General features: G+C 71.0%; 22 protein-coding genes. 8 read left to right on the top strand and 14 right to left on the bottom strand.

The features are described 5' to 3' along the window. Positions 1 to 112 precede the first annotated feature (112 nt). On the top strand, positions 113 to 1,264 hold the full coding sequence (locus tag EDD27_RS08765) for a winged helix DNA-binding domain-containing protein (protein ID WP_241563925.1): 1,152 nt from the start codon (positions 113 to 115) through the stop codon (positions 1,262 to 1,264). A 46-nt stretch (positions 1,265 to 1,310) separates the two neighbouring features. Here the strand turns inward: EDD27_RS08765 and EDD27_RS08760 are convergent, their stop codons facing one another. The 7 genes from EDD27_RS08760 to uraD are packed head-to-tail and all read right to left on the bottom strand — an operon-like array spanning position 1,311 to position 5,987. After that, positions 1,311 to 1,520 carry an EF-hand domain-containing protein gene (locus EDD27_RS08760; RefSeq protein ID WP_127931939.1) on the bottom strand — a complete coding sequence of 70 codons (210 nt, stop codon included), beginning with the start codon at positions 1,518 to 1,520 and terminating at the stop codon, positions 1,311 to 1,313. A 39-nt stretch (positions 1,521 to 1,559) separates the two neighbouring features. Next, positions 1,560 to 2,969, bottom strand: a complete 1,410-nt coding sequence (locus EDD27_RS08755) for an 8-oxoguanine deaminase (protein WP_206641317.1) — start codon at positions 2,967 to 2,969, stop codon at positions 1,560 to 1,562. After that, the gene (locus tag EDD27_RS08750) at positions 2,966 to 3,451 is read right to left on the bottom strand and encodes a (2Fe-2S)-binding protein (protein ID WP_127931938.1); all 486 of its coding nucleotides are present in this window, start codon (positions 3,449 to 3,451) and stop codon (positions 2,966 to 2,968) included. Before EDD27_RS08750 ends, EDD27_RS08755 begins: the two co-directional genes overlap by 4 nt. Further along, positions 3,451 to 4,314 carry an FAD binding domain-containing protein gene (locus tag EDD27_RS08745; protein ID WP_127931937.1) on the bottom strand — a complete coding sequence of 288 codons (864 nt, stop codon included), beginning with the start codon at positions 4,312 to 4,314 and terminating at the stop codon, positions 3,451 to 3,453. Before EDD27_RS08745 ends, EDD27_RS08750 begins: the two co-directional genes overlap by 1 nt. Positions 4,315 to 4,320: 6 nt before the next feature. Then, positions 4,321 to 5,181, bottom strand: a complete 861-nt coding sequence (gene pucL, locus EDD27_RS08740; protein WP_127931936.1) for a factor-independent urate hydroxylase — start codon at positions 5,179 to 5,181, stop codon at positions 4,321 to 4,323. Next, the gene (gene uraH, locus EDD27_RS08735) at positions 5,182 to 5,481 is read right to left on the bottom strand and encodes a hydroxyisourate hydrolase (RefSeq protein ID WP_127931935.1); all 300 of its coding nucleotides are present in this window, start codon (positions 5,479 to 5,481) and stop codon (positions 5,182 to 5,184) included. Continuing rightward, complete coding sequence (uraD, locus tag EDD27_RS08730; protein WP_127931934.1) at positions 5,478 to 5,987, bottom strand: 2-oxo-4-hydroxy-4-carboxy-5-ureidoimidazoline decarboxylase; 510 nt, start codon at positions 5,985 to 5,987, stop codon at positions 5,478 to 5,480. Before uraD ends, uraH begins: the two co-directional genes overlap by 4 nt. A 153-nt stretch (positions 5,988 to 6,140) precedes the next feature. Between uraD and EDD27_RS08725 the strand changes: the two genes are divergently transcribed. After that, on the top strand, positions 6,141 to 6,980 hold the full coding sequence (locus EDD27_RS08725) for a deoxyribonuclease IV (RefSeq protein WP_127931933.1): 840 nt from the start codon (positions 6,141 to 6,143) through the stop codon (positions 6,978 to 6,980). Between the two features lie 788 nt (positions 6,981 to 7,768). Here EDD27_RS08725 and EDD27_RS08720 read toward each other — a convergent pair. The 3 genes from EDD27_RS08720 to EDD27_RS08710 form a co-directional block, all read right to left on the bottom strand. Further along, on the bottom strand, positions 7,769 to 8,509 hold the full coding sequence (locus EDD27_RS08720; RefSeq protein ID WP_127931932.1) for a LytR/AlgR family response regulator transcription factor: 741 nt from the start codon (positions 8,507 to 8,509) through the stop codon (positions 7,769 to 7,771). A 66-nt stretch (positions 8,510 to 8,575) separates the two neighbouring features. Further along, positions 8,576 to 9,721: a sensor histidine kinase gene (locus EDD27_RS08715; protein WP_127931931.1), complete on the bottom strand. Its 1,146-nt coding sequence runs from the start codon at positions 9,719 to 9,721 to the stop codon at positions 8,576 to 8,578. 54 nt (positions 9,722 to 9,775) lie between these two features. Beyond that, entirely contained in the window at positions 9,776 to 10,396 is a 621-nt protein-coding gene (locus tag EDD27_RS08710) for a sulfite oxidase-like oxidoreductase (protein ID WP_127931930.1), read from the bottom strand. A 209-nt stretch (positions 10,397 to 10,605) separates the two neighbouring features. On the opposite strand from EDD27_RS08710, the gene aroF reads away from it, so the two are divergent. Both aroF and EDD27_RS08700 read left to right on the top strand, forming a co-directional pair. Further along, positions 10,606 to 11,637, top strand: coding sequence for a 3-deoxy-7-phosphoheptulonate synthase (gene aroF / locus EDD27_RS08705; RefSeq protein WP_127931929.1), 1,032 nt, complete (start codon positions 10,606 to 10,608; stop codon positions 11,635 to 11,637). Between the two features lie 95 nt (positions 11,638 to 11,732). Then, positions 11,733 to 12,020 carry a YiaA/YiaB family inner membrane protein gene (locus EDD27_RS08700; RefSeq protein WP_127931928.1) on the top strand — a complete coding sequence of 96 codons (288 nt, stop codon included), beginning with the start codon at positions 11,733 to 11,735 and terminating at the stop codon, positions 12,018 to 12,020. A 12-nt stretch (positions 12,021 to 12,032) separates the two neighbouring features. Here EDD27_RS08700 and EDD27_RS08695 read toward each other — a convergent pair whose 3' ends face one another. Then, the gene (locus tag EDD27_RS08695; RefSeq protein ID WP_241563924.1) at positions 12,033 to 12,881 is read right to left on the bottom strand and encodes a bifunctional helix-turn-helix transcriptional regulator/GNAT family N-acetyltransferase; all 849 of its coding nucleotides are present in this window, start codon (positions 12,879 to 12,881) and stop codon (positions 12,033 to 12,035) included. 94 nt (positions 12,882 to 12,975) lie between these two features. Here EDD27_RS08695 and EDD27_RS08690 point away from each other — a divergent pair, with 94 nt between their 5' ends. Then, a complete protein-coding gene (locus EDD27_RS08690; protein ID WP_164903540.1) occupies positions 12,976 to 13,881 on the top strand; it encodes a lactonase family protein in 906 nt (301 codons plus the stop codon). Positions 13,882 to 13,905: 24 nt separating this feature from the next. On the opposite strand, the gene glpK is transcribed toward EDD27_RS08690, so the two are convergent. After that, positions 13,906 to 15,363: a glycerol kinase GlpK gene (gene glpK / locus EDD27_RS08685; RefSeq protein ID WP_127931925.1), complete on the bottom strand. Its 1,458-nt coding sequence runs from the start codon at positions 15,361 to 15,363 to the stop codon at positions 13,906 to 13,908. Between the two features lie 130 nt (positions 15,364 to 15,493). Here glpK and EDD27_RS08680 point away from each other — a divergent pair, with 130 nt between their 5' ends. Continuing rightward, positions 15,494 to 16,519: a 6-phosphofructokinase gene (locus tag EDD27_RS08680; RefSeq protein ID WP_127931924.1), complete on the top strand. Its 1,026-nt coding sequence runs from the start codon at positions 15,494 to 15,496 to the stop codon at positions 16,517 to 16,519. A gap of 137 nt (positions 16,520 to 16,656) precedes the next feature. On the opposite strand, the gene EDD27_RS08675 is transcribed toward EDD27_RS08680, so the two are convergent. Together EDD27_RS08675 and EDD27_RS08670 are read right to left on the bottom strand one after the other, a co-directional pair. After that, entirely contained in the window at positions 16,657 to 17,430 is a 774-nt protein-coding gene (locus EDD27_RS08675; RefSeq protein ID WP_241563923.1) for an MHYT domain-containing protein, read from the bottom strand. Positions 17,431 to 17,535: 105 nt separating this feature from the next. After that, on the bottom strand, positions 17,536 to 18,417 hold the full coding sequence (locus EDD27_RS08670; protein ID WP_127931922.1) for an MHYT domain-containing protein: 882 nt from the start codon (positions 18,415 to 18,417) through the stop codon (positions 17,536 to 17,538). A 113-nt stretch (positions 18,418 to 18,530) separates the two neighbouring features. Between EDD27_RS08670 and macS the strand changes: the two genes are divergently transcribed. Beyond that, positions 18,531 to 19,628, top strand: a complete 1,098-nt coding sequence (gene macS, locus EDD27_RS08665; RefSeq protein ID WP_127931921.1) for a MacS family sensor histidine kinase — start codon at positions 18,531 to 18,533, stop codon at positions 19,626 to 19,628. An 88-nt stretch (positions 19,629 to 19,716) separates the two neighbouring features. Then, a complete protein-coding gene (locus EDD27_RS08660; protein ID WP_127931920.1) occupies positions 19,717 to 20,370 on the top strand; it encodes a response regulator in 654 nt (217 codons plus the stop codon). Positions 20,371 to 20,433 lie beyond the last annotated feature (63 nt).

The raw sequence follows: 20,433 nt of genomic DNA, 5'->3' as shown, positions 1-20,433 counted from the left end.
AACAATGCGGACCCCCGCGAACCTATGCACATGGACATCAACCGCCGCCCCCTCCACCCGTCGCCAGGTGTGTGATCCTCCAACTACGCTCACTCCAGAGAAAGGGGCGATTGTGCGGATTTCGGCGCGGCAGAGGCAGGCGAGGCTCGCCACGAGACACCGGCTCGCGGTCAAGGCGGCCACTCCGGAGGAAGCGGCCGCGTCGGTGGTCGCGCTGCACGGCTCGGACCCGGCCACGGTGTTCCTGTCGGCGGGCGCGCGGCTGGCCGCCCCCGGCCCGGAGCCGGTCGAGCGGGCCCTCTACGCCGACCGCACGCTGGTGCGGATGCACGGGATGCGGCGGACGGTGTTCGTGGTGCCGGCCGAGCTCGTGCCGGTCGTCCACCACTCCTCGAACCTGGCCGTCGCCCGTCGGGAGCGCGCGTCGATGCTGAAGGCCTTCGCCGCGGGCGGCTGGGACGAGGCGGGGTTCAAGGACGTCGAGGCGTCCGTGCTGCGGATCCTGGCGGAGGTGGGAGAGGCGACGACGCAGGAGCTGAGCGCGCTGGAGCCGCGGCTGCGCGAGCAGGTCAGGGTGGCCGTGGGCAAGCCGTACGAGGGGGTCGTCAGCGTGGGGTCGCGGCTGCTGCCGCTGATGGCGATGGACGGCCTGCTGGTACGGTGCGGCCGCTCGTCAGGCACGTGGATCAGCGCCCGGCACCAATGGAGCCTGGCCCCGGAGCTGCCCGAGCTCGCGGTGCCGGACGCGCAGGCGGAGCTGGTACGCCGCTGGCTGGCGGCGTTCGGCCCCGGCACCGAAGCCGACATCAAGTGGTGGACCGGCTGGACGCTCAGGGAGGTGCGCCAGGCCCTGGCCGCGGCCGGAGCGGTCGAGGTGGCGCTGGACGAGGGCGCCGGCTACGTCCTGCCCGGCGATGTGGAGGAGGTCCCCGAGCCGGAACCGCGGGCCGCGCTGTTGCCCGGGCTCGATCCGACCCCGATGGGCTGGCAGGCCCGCGACTGGTATCTGCCGCCCGCGTACCGGGCGCAGCTGTTCGACCGGGCCGGCAACGTGGGACCGACCGTGTGGTGGGACGGCCGGGTGGTGGGCGGCTGGGCGCAGCGGGCGGACGGCGAGGTGGTGTGGCGGCTGCTGGCCGACGTGGGCGCCGAGGCCACGGCCGCCATCGAGGCCGAGGCGGCCGGGCTGGCCGCCTGGCTCGGCGGCGTCACGGTGACCCCGCGCTTCCGCACCCCGCTGGAGCGCGACCTGTCCGCGCTCTAGGAGCCGGGCGCCCGCCCTCCACCGAGCCTCCGGGCCCCGGGAACCACTAGGAGACCGTGCGGATGAACTCCTCGAGCGAGTAACGGCCGTCCTGGTCGGAGTCGGCGGACTCGCTCATCGCCCCCAGCGCCTCGGCGGGGAGGTCGGGGAAGTGCTGCTTCAGCTCGGTCTCGCTGATGTAGCCGTCGCCGTCGGTGTCGATCGACGCGAACGTGCTCTTGAGCTGCGCCAGCCGCTCGTCGGAGAGTTCCGCCACGGGACCGCCTTTCGGGTGCTTATGTCCGGATGTCTCACCTTAATGGTGATGGACTTCCTTGACGGCCCGGAACCCCTGGTCCTCCGCCAGGCGCAGCAACCTTCGCCGCGCCTCGGCCCCGGCACGCCCGGCGGCGTCCTGGGAGACGGTCTTCAGCTCGCCGTCCTCGACCACGGTCCGCCCGCCGACCAGCACCCGGGCCAGCGGCGGCGGAGGCCCGAAGACCAGCGCGCAGACGGGGTCGGCGACCGCCGAGGTGAACGGCCCGTCCATCCGCCACAGGGCGATGTCGGCGAGTTTGCCGGGCTCCAGCGTCCCGATCTCCGCCTCCCGGCCGAGGTTGCGTGCCCCGCCGAGGGTGGCGAGTTCGAGCGCCTGCCTGGCGGTGAGCGCGGCGGGCCCGTACCTGGCGCGCTGGAACAGCAGCGTCTGCCGCATCTCCCCGGCCAGCGGCGTCAGCTCGGAGGAGGCGCTGCCGTCCACGCCGAGCCCGACGTTCGCACCGCGGCGCACCATCTCGGACACGCGGGCGATGCCCGCGCCGAGCCGGCCGTTCGAGGAGGGGCAGTGCGCGGAGCCGGTGCCGGTGGCGGCGAGCTTGCCGATGTCGGCGTCGCTCAGGTGCACGGCGTGCGCGAACCACACGTCCGGCCCCAGCCAGTCCAGTTTCTCCATGTAGTCGACGGGCCGCAGCCCGAACTGGGCCAGGCAGTGCTCGTCCTCGTCGAGGGTCTCGGCCAGGTGCGTGTGCAGGCGCACGCCCTTGGCCCTGGCCAAGGCGGCCGACTCGGTCATCAGCTCGGCGCTGGAGGAGAACGGCGAGCACGGCGCGACGACGACCCGCAGCATCGAGGAGAACGACGGGTCGTGGTAGGTGTCGACGGCCTCCGCCGTGGCGGCGAGGATGTCGTCGAGCTCCTCCACCACGGCGTCCGGAGGCAGCCCGCCGTGCGACTGACCCCTGTCCATGGAGCCGCGTGCCGGGTGGAAGCGGATGCCGATCTCGCGTGCCGCCTCGATCCCGGCCGCGAACAGGTCTCCCCGGCCCTTGGGGAAGATGTAGTGGTGGTCGCTGGAGGTGGTGCAGCCCGACAGCGCCAGCCAGCCGAGCCCCGCCGAGGCGGCCCCCTTGACCACGTCGGCGTCCATGGCGGCCCACACCTGGTAGAGCGCCACCAGCCACTCGAACAGCGTGGCGTCCTGCGCGAGCCCCTGCGAGGCCCACTGGTACAGGTGGTGGTGGGTGTTGACCAGCCCGGGTGTGGCCAGGCATCCGGTGCCGTCGACGCGCACGACGTCCGGATCCCCGGACGCGCGCGCCAGAACGGGAACGCCTGCGGCGCCGGGACCGAGGGCGACGATCCGGTCCCCCTCGATCCAGATGTGTCCGGACTCGATCTCCGGGCCGGCGACCGGCGCGATGGCCACGTTCTCGATCAGCAGGCTCACGCGACGGTCTCCTTCCCTGGCGCCTTCCGCGCCGCCGCCAGCCGTACCGCGTCGAGGATCTTCTCGTACCCCGTGCACCGGCACAGGTTGCCCGCCAGGGCCTCCCTGATCTCGGCGTCGCTGGGCCGTTCGACGCGCTCCAGCAGGTCGTGGGCCTGCACCACGAGCCCGGGCGTGCAGAAGCCGCACTGCACGGCCCCGCACTCCACGAACGCCTCCTGCACCGGGTCGAGCCTGTCCCCCTCGGCCAGGCCCTCGACGGTACGCACCTGGCGGCCCTCGGCCTGGCCGGCGGCGACCAGGCAGGAGCAGACGGGCACGCCGTCGAGGTAAACGGTGCAGGAGCCGCATTCGCCCTGCTCGCAGGCGTTCTTGGAGCCGGGCAGGCCGAGGCGCTCGCGCAGCACGTACAGGAGGCTCTCGCCCTCCCACACGCCCTCGGCGCTCTCTTCGCGGCCGTTGACGGTGAAGGTGACGCGCATCAGGCGGCCCTCCTTCCGAGGTAGTCGTTCCAGGCCCAGGTGAGCGTGCGGCGGGCCATCACGTCGATGGCGTGCACGCGGTACTCGGCGGTGCCGCGCACGTCGTCGATGGGCGCGGCGGCGGCCGCGCAGAGCCGCCCGAACCGCCTGAGCAGCGCCGGGTCGAGTGCCGGCGTGTCCCAGTCGAGCTCTCTGGCCAGCAGGTCCTCGGCCTCCAGCGCCCGGCGCGGGGTGGGCGCGGCGGAACCGATCCCGGTGCGGACCCGCCGCTCCTCCGGGTGCAGCGCGACGGCGAACGAGCACACCGCGATCACCATGGCGTTGCGGGTGCCGACCTTGGAGAAGTATTGGGGCCCGCTCGCGGGCTTGACGTGCACGGCCTTGATCAGCTCGTCCGGCTCCAGCGCGTTGCGCTTGACCCCGAGGTAGAACGCGGCGGCGGGGATCATCCTGACGCCCCTGCCGCGCGACTCCACCTCGATCACGGCGTCCGTGGCCAGCAGCGGCGGATGGCTGTCGCCGGCGGGCGAGGCCGCGCCGAGGTTGCCGCCGACGGTGCCGCGGTTGCGGATCTGCGGCGAGCCGACCGTGCGCGAGGCTTGCGCCAGCCCGGGCAGCATGCCGCCGAGGTCCTCGATGACGGCCGTGTACGGCACCCCGGCCCCGACCCGGCACACGCCGTCCACCAGGTCCCACTCGCGCAGCTCGGCCACCCGGTTGAGATCGAGCAGCGCGACCGGCCTGCGCACGTCGAAGTTGATCTCGACCATCACGTCGGTGCCGCCCTGGATGGGCACGGCCTCCGGCTGGTCCGCCTTGGCGGCCAGCGCCTCTTCCCATGTCGTGGGCCGCAAGAAGTCCATCTCTGCCTACTCCCAGGCGAATCCGGCGTCGGGTGCGTCCTCGCGCAGCACACTGCCCTCGATCAGGCCGTAAGGGCGGTCGGCCGCGTAGAAGACCTCGTTGTCGTTGTCCAGGCCGAACGGCGACAGGTCCACGAGGAAGTGGTGCTTGTTCGGCATCGCGAGCCTGATCTCGCAGATCTCGCCGCAGGTCGTCAAGGCGCGCTCGCCCATGGCGTAGAGGGTCTGCTGCAGCGAGAGGCTGTGCGTGTCCGCGAACGCCTCCAGCAGGCAGCGACGCACCTCCTCGTACGACTTGCCGTAGGACGAGGTGTCCCCGGTGTGCCGCCACCGGGCCTCGACGGCGGTGGCGAGGATGCGGTCGGTGGTGGGGCGCAGCGTCGTGTACGGGTCGACGATGTAGCCGTGGAACTCCGACCCGGTCGTGTTGAGCAGCACCAGGTCCTTCAGCCCGGACACGACGCTCGTGCGGCCGTCCCTGTCGTGGTGGACGACGCACGTGCGCACCTCGCCGCCGTCGCGCACGAAGGAGTGGGGGCCGCCGCGGTTCCACGCGTACTCGTCGATCTCCACCCTGGCGTGGCGGATCGTGGGCTGCGTCTCGACGAAGTGCCTGGCGAGCAGGAGCGCGAACTCCTCGATCTGGCCGACGCCGTGCTTGCGGGCGAACGCGTACACGGTGTTCTTCTGCGAGTCGGTCGGCAGGACGGCGGCGTTGTCGCCGGTCAGGTGCACGGCCTCCATGTCGCCGGAGAGCGCGGTGCTGACGTTGAGGTCCTTGACGTGGTGGACGGGACCGTCCCTGACGACGCGGACGAGCCTGGCCTCCGCCTTGCCGTAGCGGTTGGGTCCGAGCTTGACGGACATCTAACTCCCTCGGTAGGTGGAGTAGGCGTACGGGCTGAGCAGCAGCGGCACGTGGTAGTGCTGCGCGGGGTCGGTCACCGTGAAGGTGATGACCACCTCGGGATAGAACGTCTCCGCCAGGTACGCCCCGGTGTCGAAGACGACACGGTGGACGCCCCTTTCCGGGTTCCACCCCTTGATCCGGCCGTCGTCGTCGGTCCGCCCTTCGGCGACGATCGTGTTCTCGTGCTCCAGCCGCACGCGGACGCCGGCGGCGGGGCGGCCGGTGACCGCGTCGAGCACGTGCGTGGAAAAACTCATCGCTCCCCCTCCATGAGCTTGACCAGCCGCAGCCGGGTGATCTTCGCCAGCTCCTCCCGTACGACCGCCCGCTCCCTCTCCACGTCGTTGCCCAGCCGTTCGCGCAGCCTGGCGAGCATCCGCGCCCCGCTCAGCCCGGTGGCGCAGACCAGGTAGACGTGCCCGAACCGGGCCTCGTAGTCCCGGTTCCCCTCGGCGAGCGCCGCACGCAGGTCGTCCTCGACCCCGGACTGCTCCTGCCGCGACCACGACGCCTCCCGGCCGCCGCCGCCCGCCCGTTCCCCGATCCTGGGGTGCGCGGCGAGCGCCTCCAGCACGTCAGGCCACGCCAGCCCCTTGACCGCGTCCTCGGCGGCCGCGAGGAGCGTCGTGAGGTCGCCGTAGGGCCGCCGGGAGGTCACACCGGTCGCGAACGCACGTGAGGCGCAGCAGGCGAGCAACTCCTCCTCGGCCGCGGCGGACGAGGCGGCGTTGAAGGCGTCGAGCGCGGTCAGCGTGTCGGGCATGTCAGAAGTACACACATGCGCTTGGTGCCCGGTCCATCCGCGAGAACTCCGAACCGGCGGGCCGGTTGGCCACCGGTTTTCGTGTCATGCTCCAAGTCGCGGCGCGGCGCGGCCGGTCGGGATGTCGGAGGGTGGGCCTAAACTTGGCCCATCATGAGCCCAACATCCCTGATCGGCGGACACGTGTCCGTGACGGGCGGCCTGGCGACGGGCGGCCTCAAATCCATGGCCGAGATCGGCGCCGAGATGATCCAGGTGTTCGTCACCAACCCACGCGGCTGGGCGCTCGCCGAGGGCAAGCCGGCAGAGGACGCGAAGCTGGCCGAGTCGGGGGTCGACACGTTCATCCACGTGCCCTATCTCGTCAACTTCGGCTCGCCGAGCCCGGAGACGCTGGCCAACTCGATCGCGGTCGTCCGTCACACGCTGCGGCGCGGCGCGCAGACCGCCGCCAAGGGAGTCGTGGTGCACACCGGCTCGGCGGTGACGCAGTCGCGTGACGACGCGCTGCGCCAGGTGCGCGACAACCTGCTGCCGCTGCTCGACGAGATCCCGGACGGCGGGCCCGACCTGCTGCTGGAGCCGATGGCGGGGCAGGGCGCCATGTTGTGCGCCACCGTCCAGGACCTGGAGCCCTACCTGGCCACGCTGGACTGGCATCCGCGGGCCGGCATCTGCCTCGACACCTGTCACGCCTTCACCGCCGGCCACGACCTCACCGCCGAGGGCGGGGTGGCGGAGACGTTCGACGCGCTGCACGGGATCGCGCCCGGGCGGCTCAAGCTGATCCACGCCAACGACTCCAAGGACCCGTGCGGCTCCAAGAGGGACCGGCACGAGAACATCGGGGCCGGGCACATCGGCACGCAGCCCTTCGCCGACATGATGCGGCATCCGGCGGTGGCCGGGGTGCCGATCTGCATCGAGACGCCGGGCAAGGCCCCCAAGCACGCCGAGGACATCGCCCTGCTGAAGAAGCTGCGCGACGGCTGAGGAGCATCCCGGTGATGATCCGGAAACCGTGACAGGGACGCCCGCTCTCGCGATCCGGCCGCCCCCGAAGGCCGGATCGCGGGCCGAATGTCACGGCCCAGGCGGGCGCCCCTTCACGAACCGGCTTGGCGGGCCCTACCCCCCGGTCAAGGGCCCGACAGCCGTGGCGACCTGCGCGGTCGCCGGTGAAGTCGGCGCATCAGAGCTGTAGTGGGCCTCTTGGCCCTGGTCCCCCCCCGATGCGCCGAGGTGGCTTTCCGATGCCGAAACACTACGGTCGCGATCTTGTGGGCGAAACCCCGTTTATGGGCAGCTCGTTGAACGGTGCGTAGCCATCGATATACGGAGAGTGCCGTTACGATGAGCGGTCGTCCTCAGTCGATGAGCGGTAGTTTCGCGGGCTTGCGCCCCGCTCGTCAGAGGCGTCCCGGCCGCCGTCCACCCCCCGCCATGGGGCATCCACCCGGGCGCGACCAGGGAAATCATGACCATCACCGCGAGCGCGACGGGCACGGCGACCGGTGCGGGGGCGGGAACGCGGCACGCCCATTTTCACGCCCACCGGCCCGCGGCCACGAGCCGCCGCCGTCCCGTCCGCGAGTCCCCGTCCTGCCGCCGGCCAGAGCCCTCCGCAAGCCTCCAGAAGGCGTTCTGACGGGCAGCGGCACGGATTCGCCCACGCGGGGTAACCGCCGGACGCGTGCGCCGCCTCAGAGCTTTCTACAGCCCGCGCCCATGACGCCGACGCCTGCGATCCACCACTGCGAGCGCTCCCGGACAGGCGGGCGTCACGAGATCGCGCCCCGGTGCTGGCGTACGAGCTGCTCGCGCACCTGACGGCTGTGCCGCCTGCTGACCTGGAGTGTCTCCGTGCCGACGGTGACCGTCACCCGCCCGCCCTCGAACCTGAGCTCGCTGACGTGCCTCGCCGACACCAGCGTGCTGCGGTGAATGCGCAGGAAGCCGGCGTCCGACCAGCGCCGCTCCAGCGCGGCCAGCGACATGCGTACCAGATAGCTGCCGTCCACCGTGTGCAGGCGCACGTAGTCGCCCTTGGCCTCGGCGAACCAGACGGCCTGCTGCGGCACGAACCTGGTCCGCCCGCCCAGCTCGACCGGGATCACATCGTCCTGCCCCGGTTCGAGAGCGGGGGCGGCGGCGGCCTCCAGCCGCCGCACAGCCTCGGCCAGCCGCTCCGCCCGCACCGGCTTGAGCAGGTAGTCCACCGCCTCCAGCTCGAACGCCTGCACCGCGCACTCCTCGTGCGCCGTGACGAACACCAGCCGCGGCGGACTGGGGAAGCCGCCCACCAGCCTGGCCAGGTCCAGCCCGTCGAGCCCGGGCATCCGGATGTCGAGGAACACCCCGTCGAGCCGCTCGCCCCCGCCGATCATCTGGACCATGTCCTGCAGCGCCGTGACGCCGTCGGCCGCCGTACTGACGTGCTCGATCCGGTCGTCCTGGCGCAGCAGGTAGGCGAGCTCTTCCAGAGCGGGCAGCTCGTCGTCCACGGCCAGAACTCTCAGCATGGGCACCACGCTGCCGCATGAGAGCAAGGGCCACAAGGGACTGGCCTGCATAGCGTAAAGAAATGACTACAATGAGCTAAATTGCGTCTTGGGGACCCGCAGCCGCACCTTGGTGCCGGCGCCCAGCGCGGTCTCGACGACGAGCCCGTAGCCGTCGCCGTAGATCTGGCGCATCCGCTGGTCCACGTTCGCCAGCCCGATGCCGCTGCCCTCGCGGGCGGGGTTCTCGTCCAGCATGCGCCTGGCGCACTCGGGGTCCATCCCGGCGCCGTCGTCCTCGACCGTGATGTGCGCCTCGGGGCCGGCGTCCCGCACCACGACCCGCACCTCGCCGGTGCCGCGGCGGCCGCGCATGCCGTGCTTGATGGCATTCTCGACCAGCGGCTGCAGGCACAGGAACGGCACGGGAACGGGCAGCACCTCCGGCGCCACCTGCATGCTGAAGCGCAGCTTGTCACCGAAGCGGGCACGCTCCAGCAGCAGGTAATGGTCCACGCAGGTCAGCTCGTCGGCCAGCGTGGTGAAGTCGTGCGCCTGGCGCAGCGCGTAGCGGGCGAAGTCGGCGAAGTCCAGCAGCAGCTCACGGGCGCGCTTGGGGTCCGTGCGCACGAACGAGGCGATCGTCGTCAGCGCGTTGTAGATGAAGTGCGGCGAGATCTGGGCGCGCAGCGCGCGCATCTCGGCCTCGAGCGCCCGCCGCCGCGAGGTGTCCAGCTCGGCCAGTTCCAGCTGGCCGGAGACCCACCGGCCGACCTCGGTCACGGTACGCACGAGCGCGGCGCTGATCTCGTCGCCGAAGGCCGCCAGCGTGCCCACGACCGTGCCGTCCACGGTCAGCGGCACCACGACGGCCGCGTGGGGCTGCCCCGCGAACACCTGCGGCCGCCCGGCGGCCAGCGCGGCGCGGGCATAGGTGACCACGTCGTCCGTGCACGGACCGTCCCAGGCCAGCGCGGCCTCGGTCGAGGTGATCGCGACGGCGCGGGTGCCGAGCAACGCGCGCAGGTGACGTACGGCCTTGCGCGCGGAGTCGCGGTTGAGCCCCGTGCGCAGAGCCGGGGCGGCCATCGCGGCGATGTGCAGCGTGGCGAACGTCGCCTCCTCCCTGCACCGGCCCTCCGGCAGCGGGTCGCGGCGGGTCCGCCTTCGGGCGAGGACGTGGCCGGCGACGAAGGCCAGGCTGGACAGCGCCACGCACGCGGTGGTCAGCATGCGGGAAACCGTAGCCAATGACGCAGCGTGTCCGCGCGGAAACAGCGAGTGAAGTCAGAGTGGCCCGTCGCCGGGTTCTTCCTGGTAGGAGTAGCGCTGCTCACGCCAGGGGTCGGCGATGTTGTGGTAGCCGCGTTCCTCCCAGAAGCCTCGGCGATCTTCGAGGAGATATTCGATGCCGCGTACCCATTTGACGCTCTTCCACGCGTACAGATGGGGGACCACGATCCGCAGGGGGTGGCCGCGGTCCGGGCTGAGCGGCTTCTCGTCCAGTTCCATGGCGAACAGCGTGTCGGGCGCGGTGAAGTCGGACATGCGGAGGTTGGCGCTGTAGCCGTACTCGGCCCAGATCATCACGTGCCGCACGCCGGGGTCGGGCGGGGCTGCCGCCAGGATCGTGGCCGGCGCGACGCCACTCCACTCGTTGGCCATGAGGGAGAACTTGGTGACGCAGTGGAAGTCGGCGATGCGGGTCGTCCGGGGCAGCGCCTCGAACTCGCTCCAGGTGAAGCGGTGCTCCTCCCCCGAGGCGGTGGCGCCGAAGACGCGGAAGTCCCAGCTCTCCGGCTTGAACCGCGGCACCCTGCCGTAGTGGATCACGGGTCGGCCGCGCGGGACGTACTGGCCTGGCGGCAGGCGCGACTCCTCCACGATCACTCCCCTCACCTGTCTCATGTCTTGGGCCATCCTGCCATCGGCCCATCTGTGGCTCGCGCGCGGGTGGCGTGCGCTACTATTACGGGCTATGCGCACCGCGTTCCTGTTTTGGTATGGCGACGGACCCGAGTCCGTTCGCCATCTGACGCTGCGCTAGCAGACAGGCGAACGAAGGCCCCGGGTCCGACAGGACCCGGGGCCTTCTGTGTTTTCCAGGAGGTTTTCAGATGGTGATCGTGATGGGGCCCGAGGCCACGCCGGCGGATCTGGCGTCCATTGTGGAGGTCGTCCAGGCGGCCGGGGTTGAGGCGTTCGTCAGCAAGGGCGTGCGGCGCACGATCGTCGGCCTGGTCGGCGACGTGACACAGCTCGACGAGGCGAGCCTGCGCGGCATGGGGGGCGTGCGCGACGTCATGCGCGTGTCCACGCCGTACAAGCTGGTCAGCAGGGAGAATCATCCGGAACGCTCCACGATCCATGTGGGCGGCGTGCCGATCGGTCCCGACACTGTGACGTTGATCGCGGGGCCGTGCGCCGTGGAGACGCACCAGCAGACCCTGGACGCCGCCAGGATGGCGCAGGCGGCGGGGGCGACGCTGCTGCGCGGCGGGGCGTACAAGCCGCGCACCTCGCCGTACGCCTTCCAGGGGCTGGGTGAGAAGGGCCTGCGCATCCTGGCGGACGTGCGTGAGGAGACCGGGCTGCCGATCGTGACCGAGGTGGTGGACGCCCACGACGTGGAGCTGGTGGCCTCGTACGCGGACATGCTGCAGGTCGGCACCCGCAACATGCAGAACTTCGCGCTGCTGCAGGCGGTCGGCGCGGCCGGGAAGCCGGTGATGCTCAAGCGCGGCATGAGCTCCACGATCGAGGAGTGGCTCATGGCCGCCGAGTACGTCGCCCAGCGCGGCAACCTCGACATCGTGCTGTGCGAGCGGGGCATCAGGACGTTCGAGAAGGCGACCCGCAACACGCTCGACGTGTCGGCCGTGCCGGTGGCGCAGCGTCTGTCCCACCTGCCGGTGATCATCGATCCGTCGCACTCGGGCGGGCGGCGCGACCTGGTGCTGCCGCTGACCCGGGCGGCCATCGCGGTCGGCGCGGACGGTGTGATCATCGACGTGCACCCGCAGCCCGAGCAGGCGCTCTGCGACGGCCCGCAGGCCCTGATCGACTCCGACCTGGGCGAGCTGGCGCAGGTCATGACCGACTTCCCGGCGCTGCTCGGCAAGTCGGCCGCGACCGTGGTCACCGTCTGACTGCGGGCACGGCCGGCCGCCTGGGATGTACTCAGCGGTAACTTGAGTAGTTCGCCCCATGCGCCGGCCCGGCCATGGGACGGACGATGGGCCGCATGACGAAGCCCATCCAGCCCACGCAGACCACCGCGTTCTACATCCAGGCGATCCTGTCGTTCGCCGTCTCGCTGACCTCCGTGGTGATCGCCCTGGTCTACCTGCCCGTCGAGGGGTGGATCAGGGCGTTCCTGGGGCTCGGCCTCCTCTACGTGGTCACCTCCACGGTCACGCTGTGCAAGGTGGTCCGCGACCGCCAGGAGCTGGCCGAGGTCAGCAAGCGCGTCGACCAGGCCAGGCTCGACAAGCTGCTGACCGAGCACGACCCGTTCAAGGTCGACGCCTGATCCCCGCGGCTCTCAGAGGTCGCGTGTCCACCACTGCTCGGTGACCTCGATCCCGTTCTCCACCCCCTTCTCCTCCTTCTCCAGCCGGAATCCGGTCGCCTGGTAGATGTGCCGCGCGCTCGCCAGGCAGTCGCGGGTCCACAGCGTGATGCGCTCGCAGCCCTCCGCCTTGGCATGCCGCAGGCACTCCTCCACCAGCCGCCGGCCGATGCCCATCCCGCGCGCGGAGGGCTCGACCAGCAACATCCGCAGCTTGGCCGTCGTGTCGTCCTGGCGCACGTAGAACACGCACCCGGCGCGCTCCCCGCCCACTTCGGCGATCCACCCGGCGTCCCTGGAGAAGTCGAGCTCGCCGACGATCTTCGCGACGGTCTGCTCGAACGCGGTGCCCCAGCCGTACTCGCGGCTGTAGAGCTCGCCGTGCCGGTAGACGACCCAGCCGAGGTCGCCGGTGCGCGGCGGCCTGATCACGCACGGCTTCCGCCCGCCCTCCGGGGCCAGCAGGCCCCTGATCGTCGCCATGCCGGCGACCAGCCGCTCCTGGTCCTCCTCCGGCAGCCCGGACAGCAGCCGCTCGATCTCCTCGGCCGAGCGCTGGTCGAGCCCGGCGAAGGTGGCCGCGCCCGCGGGCGTGAGCCCTACGAGCTGCTTGCGCGCGTCCGCGGCGGAGCGCTCGCGCTCGACCAGCCCGTCGTTCTCGAAACGGGTCAGGATCCTGCTGAGGTAGCCCGCGTCCAGGTCGAGCAGGGTGCGCAGCTCGCCGGTCTCCATCCGCTCGGCGTGCGCGAGCTCGAACAGCACCCTCACCTCGGTCAACGAGTACGGCGAGTCGAGCATCCCCGACTGCAGAACGCCGATCACCTTCGTATAGAACCGGTTGAAGGCTCGGACCTCAGAAACCCTTGCCTCTGTCAACGAACTCATTGCCCCAGTCAACCATGAGAGGATCGCCGCTGTGAAGACCTTGCGCATAGGCGGATACGGCCCAGGAATCGTCACTGTCGGCCGCGGCCTCACCCCAGCGGCGTCGCCGTCGTTCCTGGCCGCCCATCCCGCCCTGCCCGTGGTCTATGCGGTGGGCGAGCTCGACCACGGCCGGCTGACCGCCTTTGACGCGCGCGGCGACCTCCAGCCGCTGCAGGAGCGGCCCAGCGAGGGCTCGCTGCCCTGTCACGTCGCCGTCGATCCCACGGGGAGCCTGCTCGCGGTGGCCAACTACGGCGACGGCACGGCGATCATCTGCCGGCTCGACTCCGGCGGGGCGTTCGACGGCGACCCGATCGTGCTGCGTCACAAGGGCTCCGGCCCCAACGCCGAGCGTCAGGAGGGGCCGCATGCCCACCAGTCCGTCTTCCACGACGGCCTGCTGCACATCTCCGACCTCGGCACGGACGAGATCCGCCGCTACCGCTACGACGGCACCCCGGTGGAGCCGATCGTCCTGCACCCGGGCACGGGCCCGCGCCACTTCGCCTTCGCCGGCTCGCGCCTGTACGTGGCCGGCGAGCTGGACGGCGCCGTCACCCTCATCGACGGCGACTGGCGCACGGTCGCGCCCGCCTCCCGCCACGAGGGCGAGGAGAACTACCCGTCACATCTGCAGCTGGAGGGCGACCTGGTCTACGTGGCCAACCGCGGCCCCAACACGATCGCGGTGCTGCGTGCCGACGACCTGTCCCTGGTGGCCGAGGTGCCCACGGGCGGCGACTGGCCCCGGCACTTCGCCATCGACGGCGACCGCATGTACGTGGCCAACCAGCGCTCCAACGCCGTCACCGTCTTCACGCTGCGCGACGGCGTGCCGGAGCCGACCGGCGAGGCGTACGAGGCCGAGAGCCCGGCCTGCGTGCTGATCACGTAGCCACCCCGGCGCACGGACCCCCGCTCAGGTGGCCGACGCGAGCCGTACGGCCGCCCGCCACCGCTCGTAGGCCGTGTCGTCGCGCTCGCCCGGTTCGAAGCGGCGGTCGAGCTGCCAGGTCTTGCGCAGCTCGGCCCGCGACCCCCACACGCCGGCCCCCAGCCCGGCCAGGAACGCCGCCCCCAGGGCGGTCGTCTCCTGGATCACCGGCCGCTCCACGGGCGCGCCGAGCTGGTCGGCCTGGAACTGCATGAGCAGGTCGTTCGCGCTGGCGCCGCCGTCGGCCTTGAGCACCGGGACCGTGCCGCCGGTCATCACCTCGACCACGTCCCGCACCTCGAACGCGATCGCCTCCAGCGTGGCCCTGACCAGGTGCGCCCGCGTCGTGCCGCGGGTGATGCCGGAGATCAGCCCGCGCGCACCCGGATCCCAGTACGGCGCCCCGAGCCCGGTCAGCGCGGGCACGAACACCACGCCGCCGCTGTCGGGCACGGTCCGCGCCACGGCTTCCGACTCCGGCGCCGTCCCGATCAGCCCGAGCCCGTCGCGCAGCCACTGCACGGCCGCGCCGGTCACGAAGATCGACCCTTCCAGGGCGAACGTGCGCGCCCCGGACGGCTCCTGCCAGGCCACCGTGGTCAGCAGCCCTGACTGCGAGCGCACGATCTCGCCGCCGGTGTTGGTCAGCACGAACGAGCCCGTGCCGTAGGTGCACTTCACGTCGCCCACGTCGAAGCAGGTCTGCCCGAACAACGCCGCCTGCTGGTCGCCTGCCACGCCGCTGATCGGCAGCTGCAGCCCGAGGAACGCCGCCGGATCCGTACGGCCGAGCGGCCCGTGGTTGGGCACGATCTCCGGCAGCGCCTGCGCCGGCACCCCGAACAACGCGCACAACTCCGGCTCCCAGCCGCCGGACTGCAGGCCGTACAGCAGGGTCCGGGAGGCGTTGGACGGGTCGGTCACGTGCCGCGCGCCCGCGGTGAGCCTGGCGATCAGGTAGGAATCCACCGTCCCGACCGCCACATTTCCGGACTCGACCCCCGCCCACACCCCTGGGTCGTGCTCGGCCAGCCAGGTCAGCTTCGTGGCCGTGAAGTAAGGGTCGAGGCGCAGCCCGGTCAGCTCGGACACTCTCGGCTCGTGACCGGCCGAGCGCAGCCGCTCGCACACTCCCGCGGTGCGGCGGTCCTGCCAGACGATCGCCCGGCGCGGCGCGGCCAGCGTGCGCCGGTCCCACAGCACCGCGGTCTCGCGCTGGTTGGTGATCCCGACGCAGGACGGCGGGTCGTCGCTCCCGCGCAGCGCGGCCGCGCACGCCGACAACGTGGCCTGCCAGATGTCCTCGGGATTGTGCTCCACCCAGCCGGGTTCGGGGAAATGTTGCGCGAATTCCTCGTAGCCCTTCGATGATATTTGCCCGGTTTCGGTGACAACGAGCGCAGTCACCCCTGTCGTCCCGGCGTCGATGGCCAACACGCTCACGAAATTTCCTCCGTGCGATGTTTGCGTTACAGACCTGGCGTTTGGTCTAGACCACTGCCCGCATGGGCGGGCAGAATGCCAGTCTGAATACTGAGGTTCGGTTCGTGAACCCCATCGGGAGGAACCCGCCATGCGTATTGGAGTGCTCACAGGGGGCGGCGACTGCCCCGGGCTCAACGCCGTGATCAGGGCAGTGGTCCGAAAGGGGGTGAGCGTCTATGGCCACGAGTTCGTCGGCTTCCGCGACGGCTGGCGTGGCCCTCTGGAAGGCGACACGATGCCGCTGGACATCCAGGCCGTGCGGGGCATCCTGCCCCGCGGCGGGACCATCCTGGGCTCCTCCCGGACGAATCCCATCAAGATCGAGGGCGGGGTCGACCGGATCAAGGAAAACCTTGCCGCCACCGGCGTGGACGCGCTGATCGCCATCGGCGGTGAAGACACCCTCGGCGTCGCCAAGCAGCTCTACGACCGCGGCGTCCATGTCGTGGGCGTGCCCAAGACCATCGACAACGACCTGTCGGGCACCGACTACACCTTCGGCTTCGACACCGCGGTCAACATCGCGACCGAGGCCATCGACCGCCTCCACACCACCGCGGAGTCCCACCACCGCGCGCTCATCTGCGAGGTCATGGGCCGGCACGCCGGCTGGATCGCGCTGCACGCGGGCATGGCGGGCGGCGCCAATGTCATCCTCATCCCGGAGAAACCGTTCGACATCGACCGGGTCTGCGAATACGTCGAGTCCCGCTTCCGCACCCGCTACTCGCCGATCATCGTGGTCGCGGAGGGCGCGCACCCGATCGAGGGCCAGATGGCGCTGCAGGCGGGTGAGCTCGACGCCTTCGGCCACGTCCGGCTGGGCGGCATCGGCGAGCTGCTGGCCAAGGAGATCGAGAAGCGCACCGGCAAGGAGGCCCGCACCACGGTGCTCGGCCACATCCAGCGCGGCGGCACCCCGACGGCCTACGACCGGGTGCTGGCCACCAGGTTCGGGCTGCAGGCCATCGACGCGGCCCACGAGGGCGACTACGGCAAGATGGTCGCCCTGCGCGGCACCGACATCGTCCGGGTCGGCCTCGACGAGGCCACGGCCGAGCTGAAGACCGTGCCGGTGGAGCGCTACTCCGAGGCCGAGGTGTTCTTCGGCTAGCTGAAAGCGGCTTGCAAGCGGCGCCCGTACCTTTGAGTCAGCGGGGTTTCCGCTACAACCCGCTCAAAGGTACGGCTTGCGGCGCGGCGAGTCGGCGGCCCACCACGCGTCGCAAGCCGTACCTTCTGGCATAGCGTTCACCGGCGGGGCGTGCCGAAGAGATCCACTTCAGGCGCGCCCTCGTCGCGGTCACGCAGCCGGTCCCTGAACTCCGCCTCGCCGCGCAACTCCTTCTCCGAGGGCGACAGGATCACGGTGAGCAGCAGCCCCACGGTGATCACACTGATGCCCACGATCAGCGGCAGCAGGAAGTCGATGGCCTTGGCACCCGGCACCGGCACCGTCTCGCCGTGCGTCTGGACCGACATGGAGTACATCCCGGTGTAGTGCATGCCCGCCACGGCCACGCCCATGACCAGCGCCGCCGCGCCGATCTTGAGCGCGCCGCTGACCCGCAGGGTGAACCACAGCGCCACCGTCGCCGCCGCGATCGCGATCAGGACCGACAACGACACCACGACGGGGTCGTACGAGATGTGGCCTGACATGTTCATGGCGGCCATGCCGAGATAATGCATGCCCGCCACGCCGGATCCGGTCAGGATTCCCCCGCCGAGCAGAAAAAGCAGGCGCTCGCCGCCGTATGAGGCGAGAAACAGCCCCATGCCGACGACCACGACGGCGATGACCGCGGAAGCGGCGGTGAGCGGCACATCATAGCGGACGACCGAGCCGGTCACCGAGAAACCGAGCATCGCGATGAAATGCATGGTCCAAATGCCCGTGCCGCCGATCGCGAACGCCGCCCCGACCAGCCATAACCTGCCCTCGCGCCCGCCGATGAGGCGGGCCCGCGAGGTGAGCATGAGGCCCAGCATCGAGCCGACGCTGGACATGATGTACGCGAGCACGGGCGTTGACAGCCCAAATGAGAAATGGTCAACCGGCGACATACCCCCACCCATCCCCTTACGCACCGATAAGGGAGTATGAACAGGGTGTCGTCGCCCGCGCAACTACCTTCTGCGCCCCTGCATCGGCGATATGTGCGGCATTTGCTGTATTGGCTGCTGACGCGGCATGGGCGGCGCCGGATAAGCCAGATGTTGCTGCTGGGCGGTACGCCGGCGCAATTCGAGTTTGGCGACGAGTTCGGCGTCCTCGTGCAGTTCCTCCTCCGACGGGGACAGGATCACCATGAGCAGCATGGTCAGCGTGATCAGGCTGATCACCGTCATGAGCGGGACGAGGAAGTCGAGCGCGTCGGCTCCGGCGACCACGCCAGGCTCGGTGTCGACCGTGACGTTCATCGCGTACATGCCGGTGTAGTGCATGCCCGCCACGGCCACGCCCATGACGAGCGCGGCGGCGGTGATCCAGATGGTCTTCTTGACACGGAGCGTGAACCAGAGCGCCACCGTCGCGGCGACCACCGCGATGCCCACCGAGATCGCCACGACGACGCGGTCGTAGGAGACGTGGGCGGACATGTTCATGGCGTACATGCCCAGATAGTGCATGGAGGCCACGCCGAGACCGGTGAGCAGGCCGCCGCCGAGCAGCGCCGGGAGCCGTCCGCGGCCGTACGAGACGAGGAACAGGCCGGTGCCCACGACCACGATCGCCACCAGCGCCGAGGCGACGGTGAGCGGCACGTCGTACTTGATCTGGGTGCCCTCCACGTCGAAGCCCATCATGGCGATGAAGTGCATGACCCAGATTCCGGTGCCCCCGATGGACACCGCCGCGCCGAGCAACCAGCGCGCCCGGGAGCCGCCCCGGGAGGCGTGCGCCTGGGCGGTGAGCCGCAGGCCGAGCATCGACCCCATGCAGGACATCACGTAGGCGAGCACCGGTGTCAGCAGGCCATGGGTGAAATGATTTACAGCGGAGGTCATAGAGGGAGATTCCTTGAGTTAGGGGTTCCCGGATTGTGCCATCCGGATCGTCCGTTTCGCATAGATACCCGAACTATCTGTCAACCTGGCAGTCGGAAACATGAGAAGGACTCATGGCTATCGAGGGCCCGTTCTGGCGGGCGATCGCGGTCTACCGCGTGGCGTCGCTGGTGTACGCCGCCGTGCTCATGGCGCAGCAGCGCGGGTACGAACAGCCGGTCGCGGGCTGGCTGGTCATCGGCGTGATGGCGCTGTGGACGGCGGGCGCGACGTACGCCTATGCGGTCCCGGTGTTGCGGCGCTGGCCGCTGCTGGCCATGGACCTGCTGGTGACGATGGCGTGCCTGCTGGCGTCCCCGTACGTGCAGGGCTCCTTACAAGGCGCTGCCGGCACGATGCCGGTCCCCGCGACCTGGGTGGCCGCACCCGTGCTCGCCTGGGCCGTGTACGGCGGGCGGCGCACGGGCGCGGCGGCGGCCGCCGTGGTCGCGGCCGGCGACCTGTGGCTCGTCCGCACGCCCGGCGAGTCCGTGGTGATCAATGGGGCGGTCCTGCTGTTCCTCGCGGGGGTCGTGGTCGGGCACGTGGCCCGGCTGGCCAAGCAGGCCGAGGAGCGGATGCAGCGGGCCGCCGAGATGGAGGCCGCGCAGCGCGAGCGCGAGCGTCTGGCGCGCGACATCCACGACTCCGTCCTGCAGGTCCTGGCGCTGGTCCAGCGGCGCGGGCGGCAGATCGGCGGGGAGGCCGCCGAGCTGGGCCGCCTGGCCGGCGAGCAGGAGGCCGCGCTGCGCGAGCTCATCGCCTCCCGGCCGGCCACCCCGCAGGGCGCGACCGACCTGCGCTCGCTGCTCCTGCGGTACGGCTCGCCCGAGGTGACGGTCTCCACCCCGGCCACCCCTCTCCTGTTGCCCGCCGAGACGGCCAGAGGCGCGGCCGCGGCCGTCAAGGCCGCCCTTGACAACGTGCGCGCGCACTGCGGGCCGCAGGCGCGCGCCTGGGTGCTGGCCGAGTCCGGGGAGGGCACGGTGACGGTCAGCATCCGGGACGACGGCCCCGGCATCCCGGACGGCCGGCTCGACGAGGCCCGCGCCGACGGCCGCCTGGGGGTGGCCGAATCCATCCGCGGCCGGGTGGCGGACCTGGGCGGCCACGTCTCGATCGTCAGCGTTCCCGGTCAGGGAACGGAGGTCGAGATCACCCTCCCGTCCTGACCCGCCCCATGTGCGTTCCCGCCCTCAGGCCGCGGCGGGGTGGGCGGGGACGGGGCTGGGGGCGAGGGGGGCGGTTTAGAGTTGCGGCATGGTGCGGGTCATGGTGGTGGACGACCATCCCATGTGGCGTGACGGGGTCGCCAGAGACCTCGCCGAGGCCGGTTATGAGGTCGTCGCCACCGTTGGGGAGGGCCGGCAGGCGGTGCGCGTGGCCGGGGCGGTGCGGCCCGACGTCGTCGTGCTCGACCTGCGGCTGCCCGACCTGCCGGGCGCGGTGGTGGCGGCCCGGCTGGCCGAGGTGGAGCCGGCGCCCCGGGTGCTGGTGTTGTCGGCCAGTGCCGAGCAGGACGACGTGCTGGCGGCGGTGAAGGCGGGGGCGTCCGGATATCTGGTGAAGTCGGCCGGCAGGGAGGAGTTCGTCGACGCGGTACGCCGTACCGCCGAGGGGGACGCGGTCTTCACCCCCGGCCTCGCCGGCCTCGTCCTCGGCGAATACCGGCGGCTGGCCGCGCAGGACGTCCAGAGCGACGGCCCGGGCGACGGCCCACGCCTCACCGACCGGGAGACGGAGGTACTGAGGCTGGTCGCCAAGGGGCTGTCGTACAAGCAGATCGCCGACCGCCTGGTGCTCTCCCACCGCACCGTGCAGAACCACGTGCAGAACACTCTCCGTAAGCTCCAGCTCCACAACCGCGTGGAGCTGGTGCGATATGCGATCGAGCAGGGACTGGACGCGGACTAAACTCAAGAGGGCTCGGCGTTGCCAACATGGCGTGCCCATTCCCCGTCTTCCCGGAGGTTCCAC

Source organism: Nonomuraea polychroma (assembly GCF_004011505.1).
Classification (GTDB): domain Bacteria; phylum Actinomycetota; class Actinomycetes; order Streptosporangiales; family Streptosporangiaceae; genus Nonomuraea; species Nonomuraea polychroma.
This window is presented reverse-complemented; position numbering and strand designations above follow the sequence as displayed.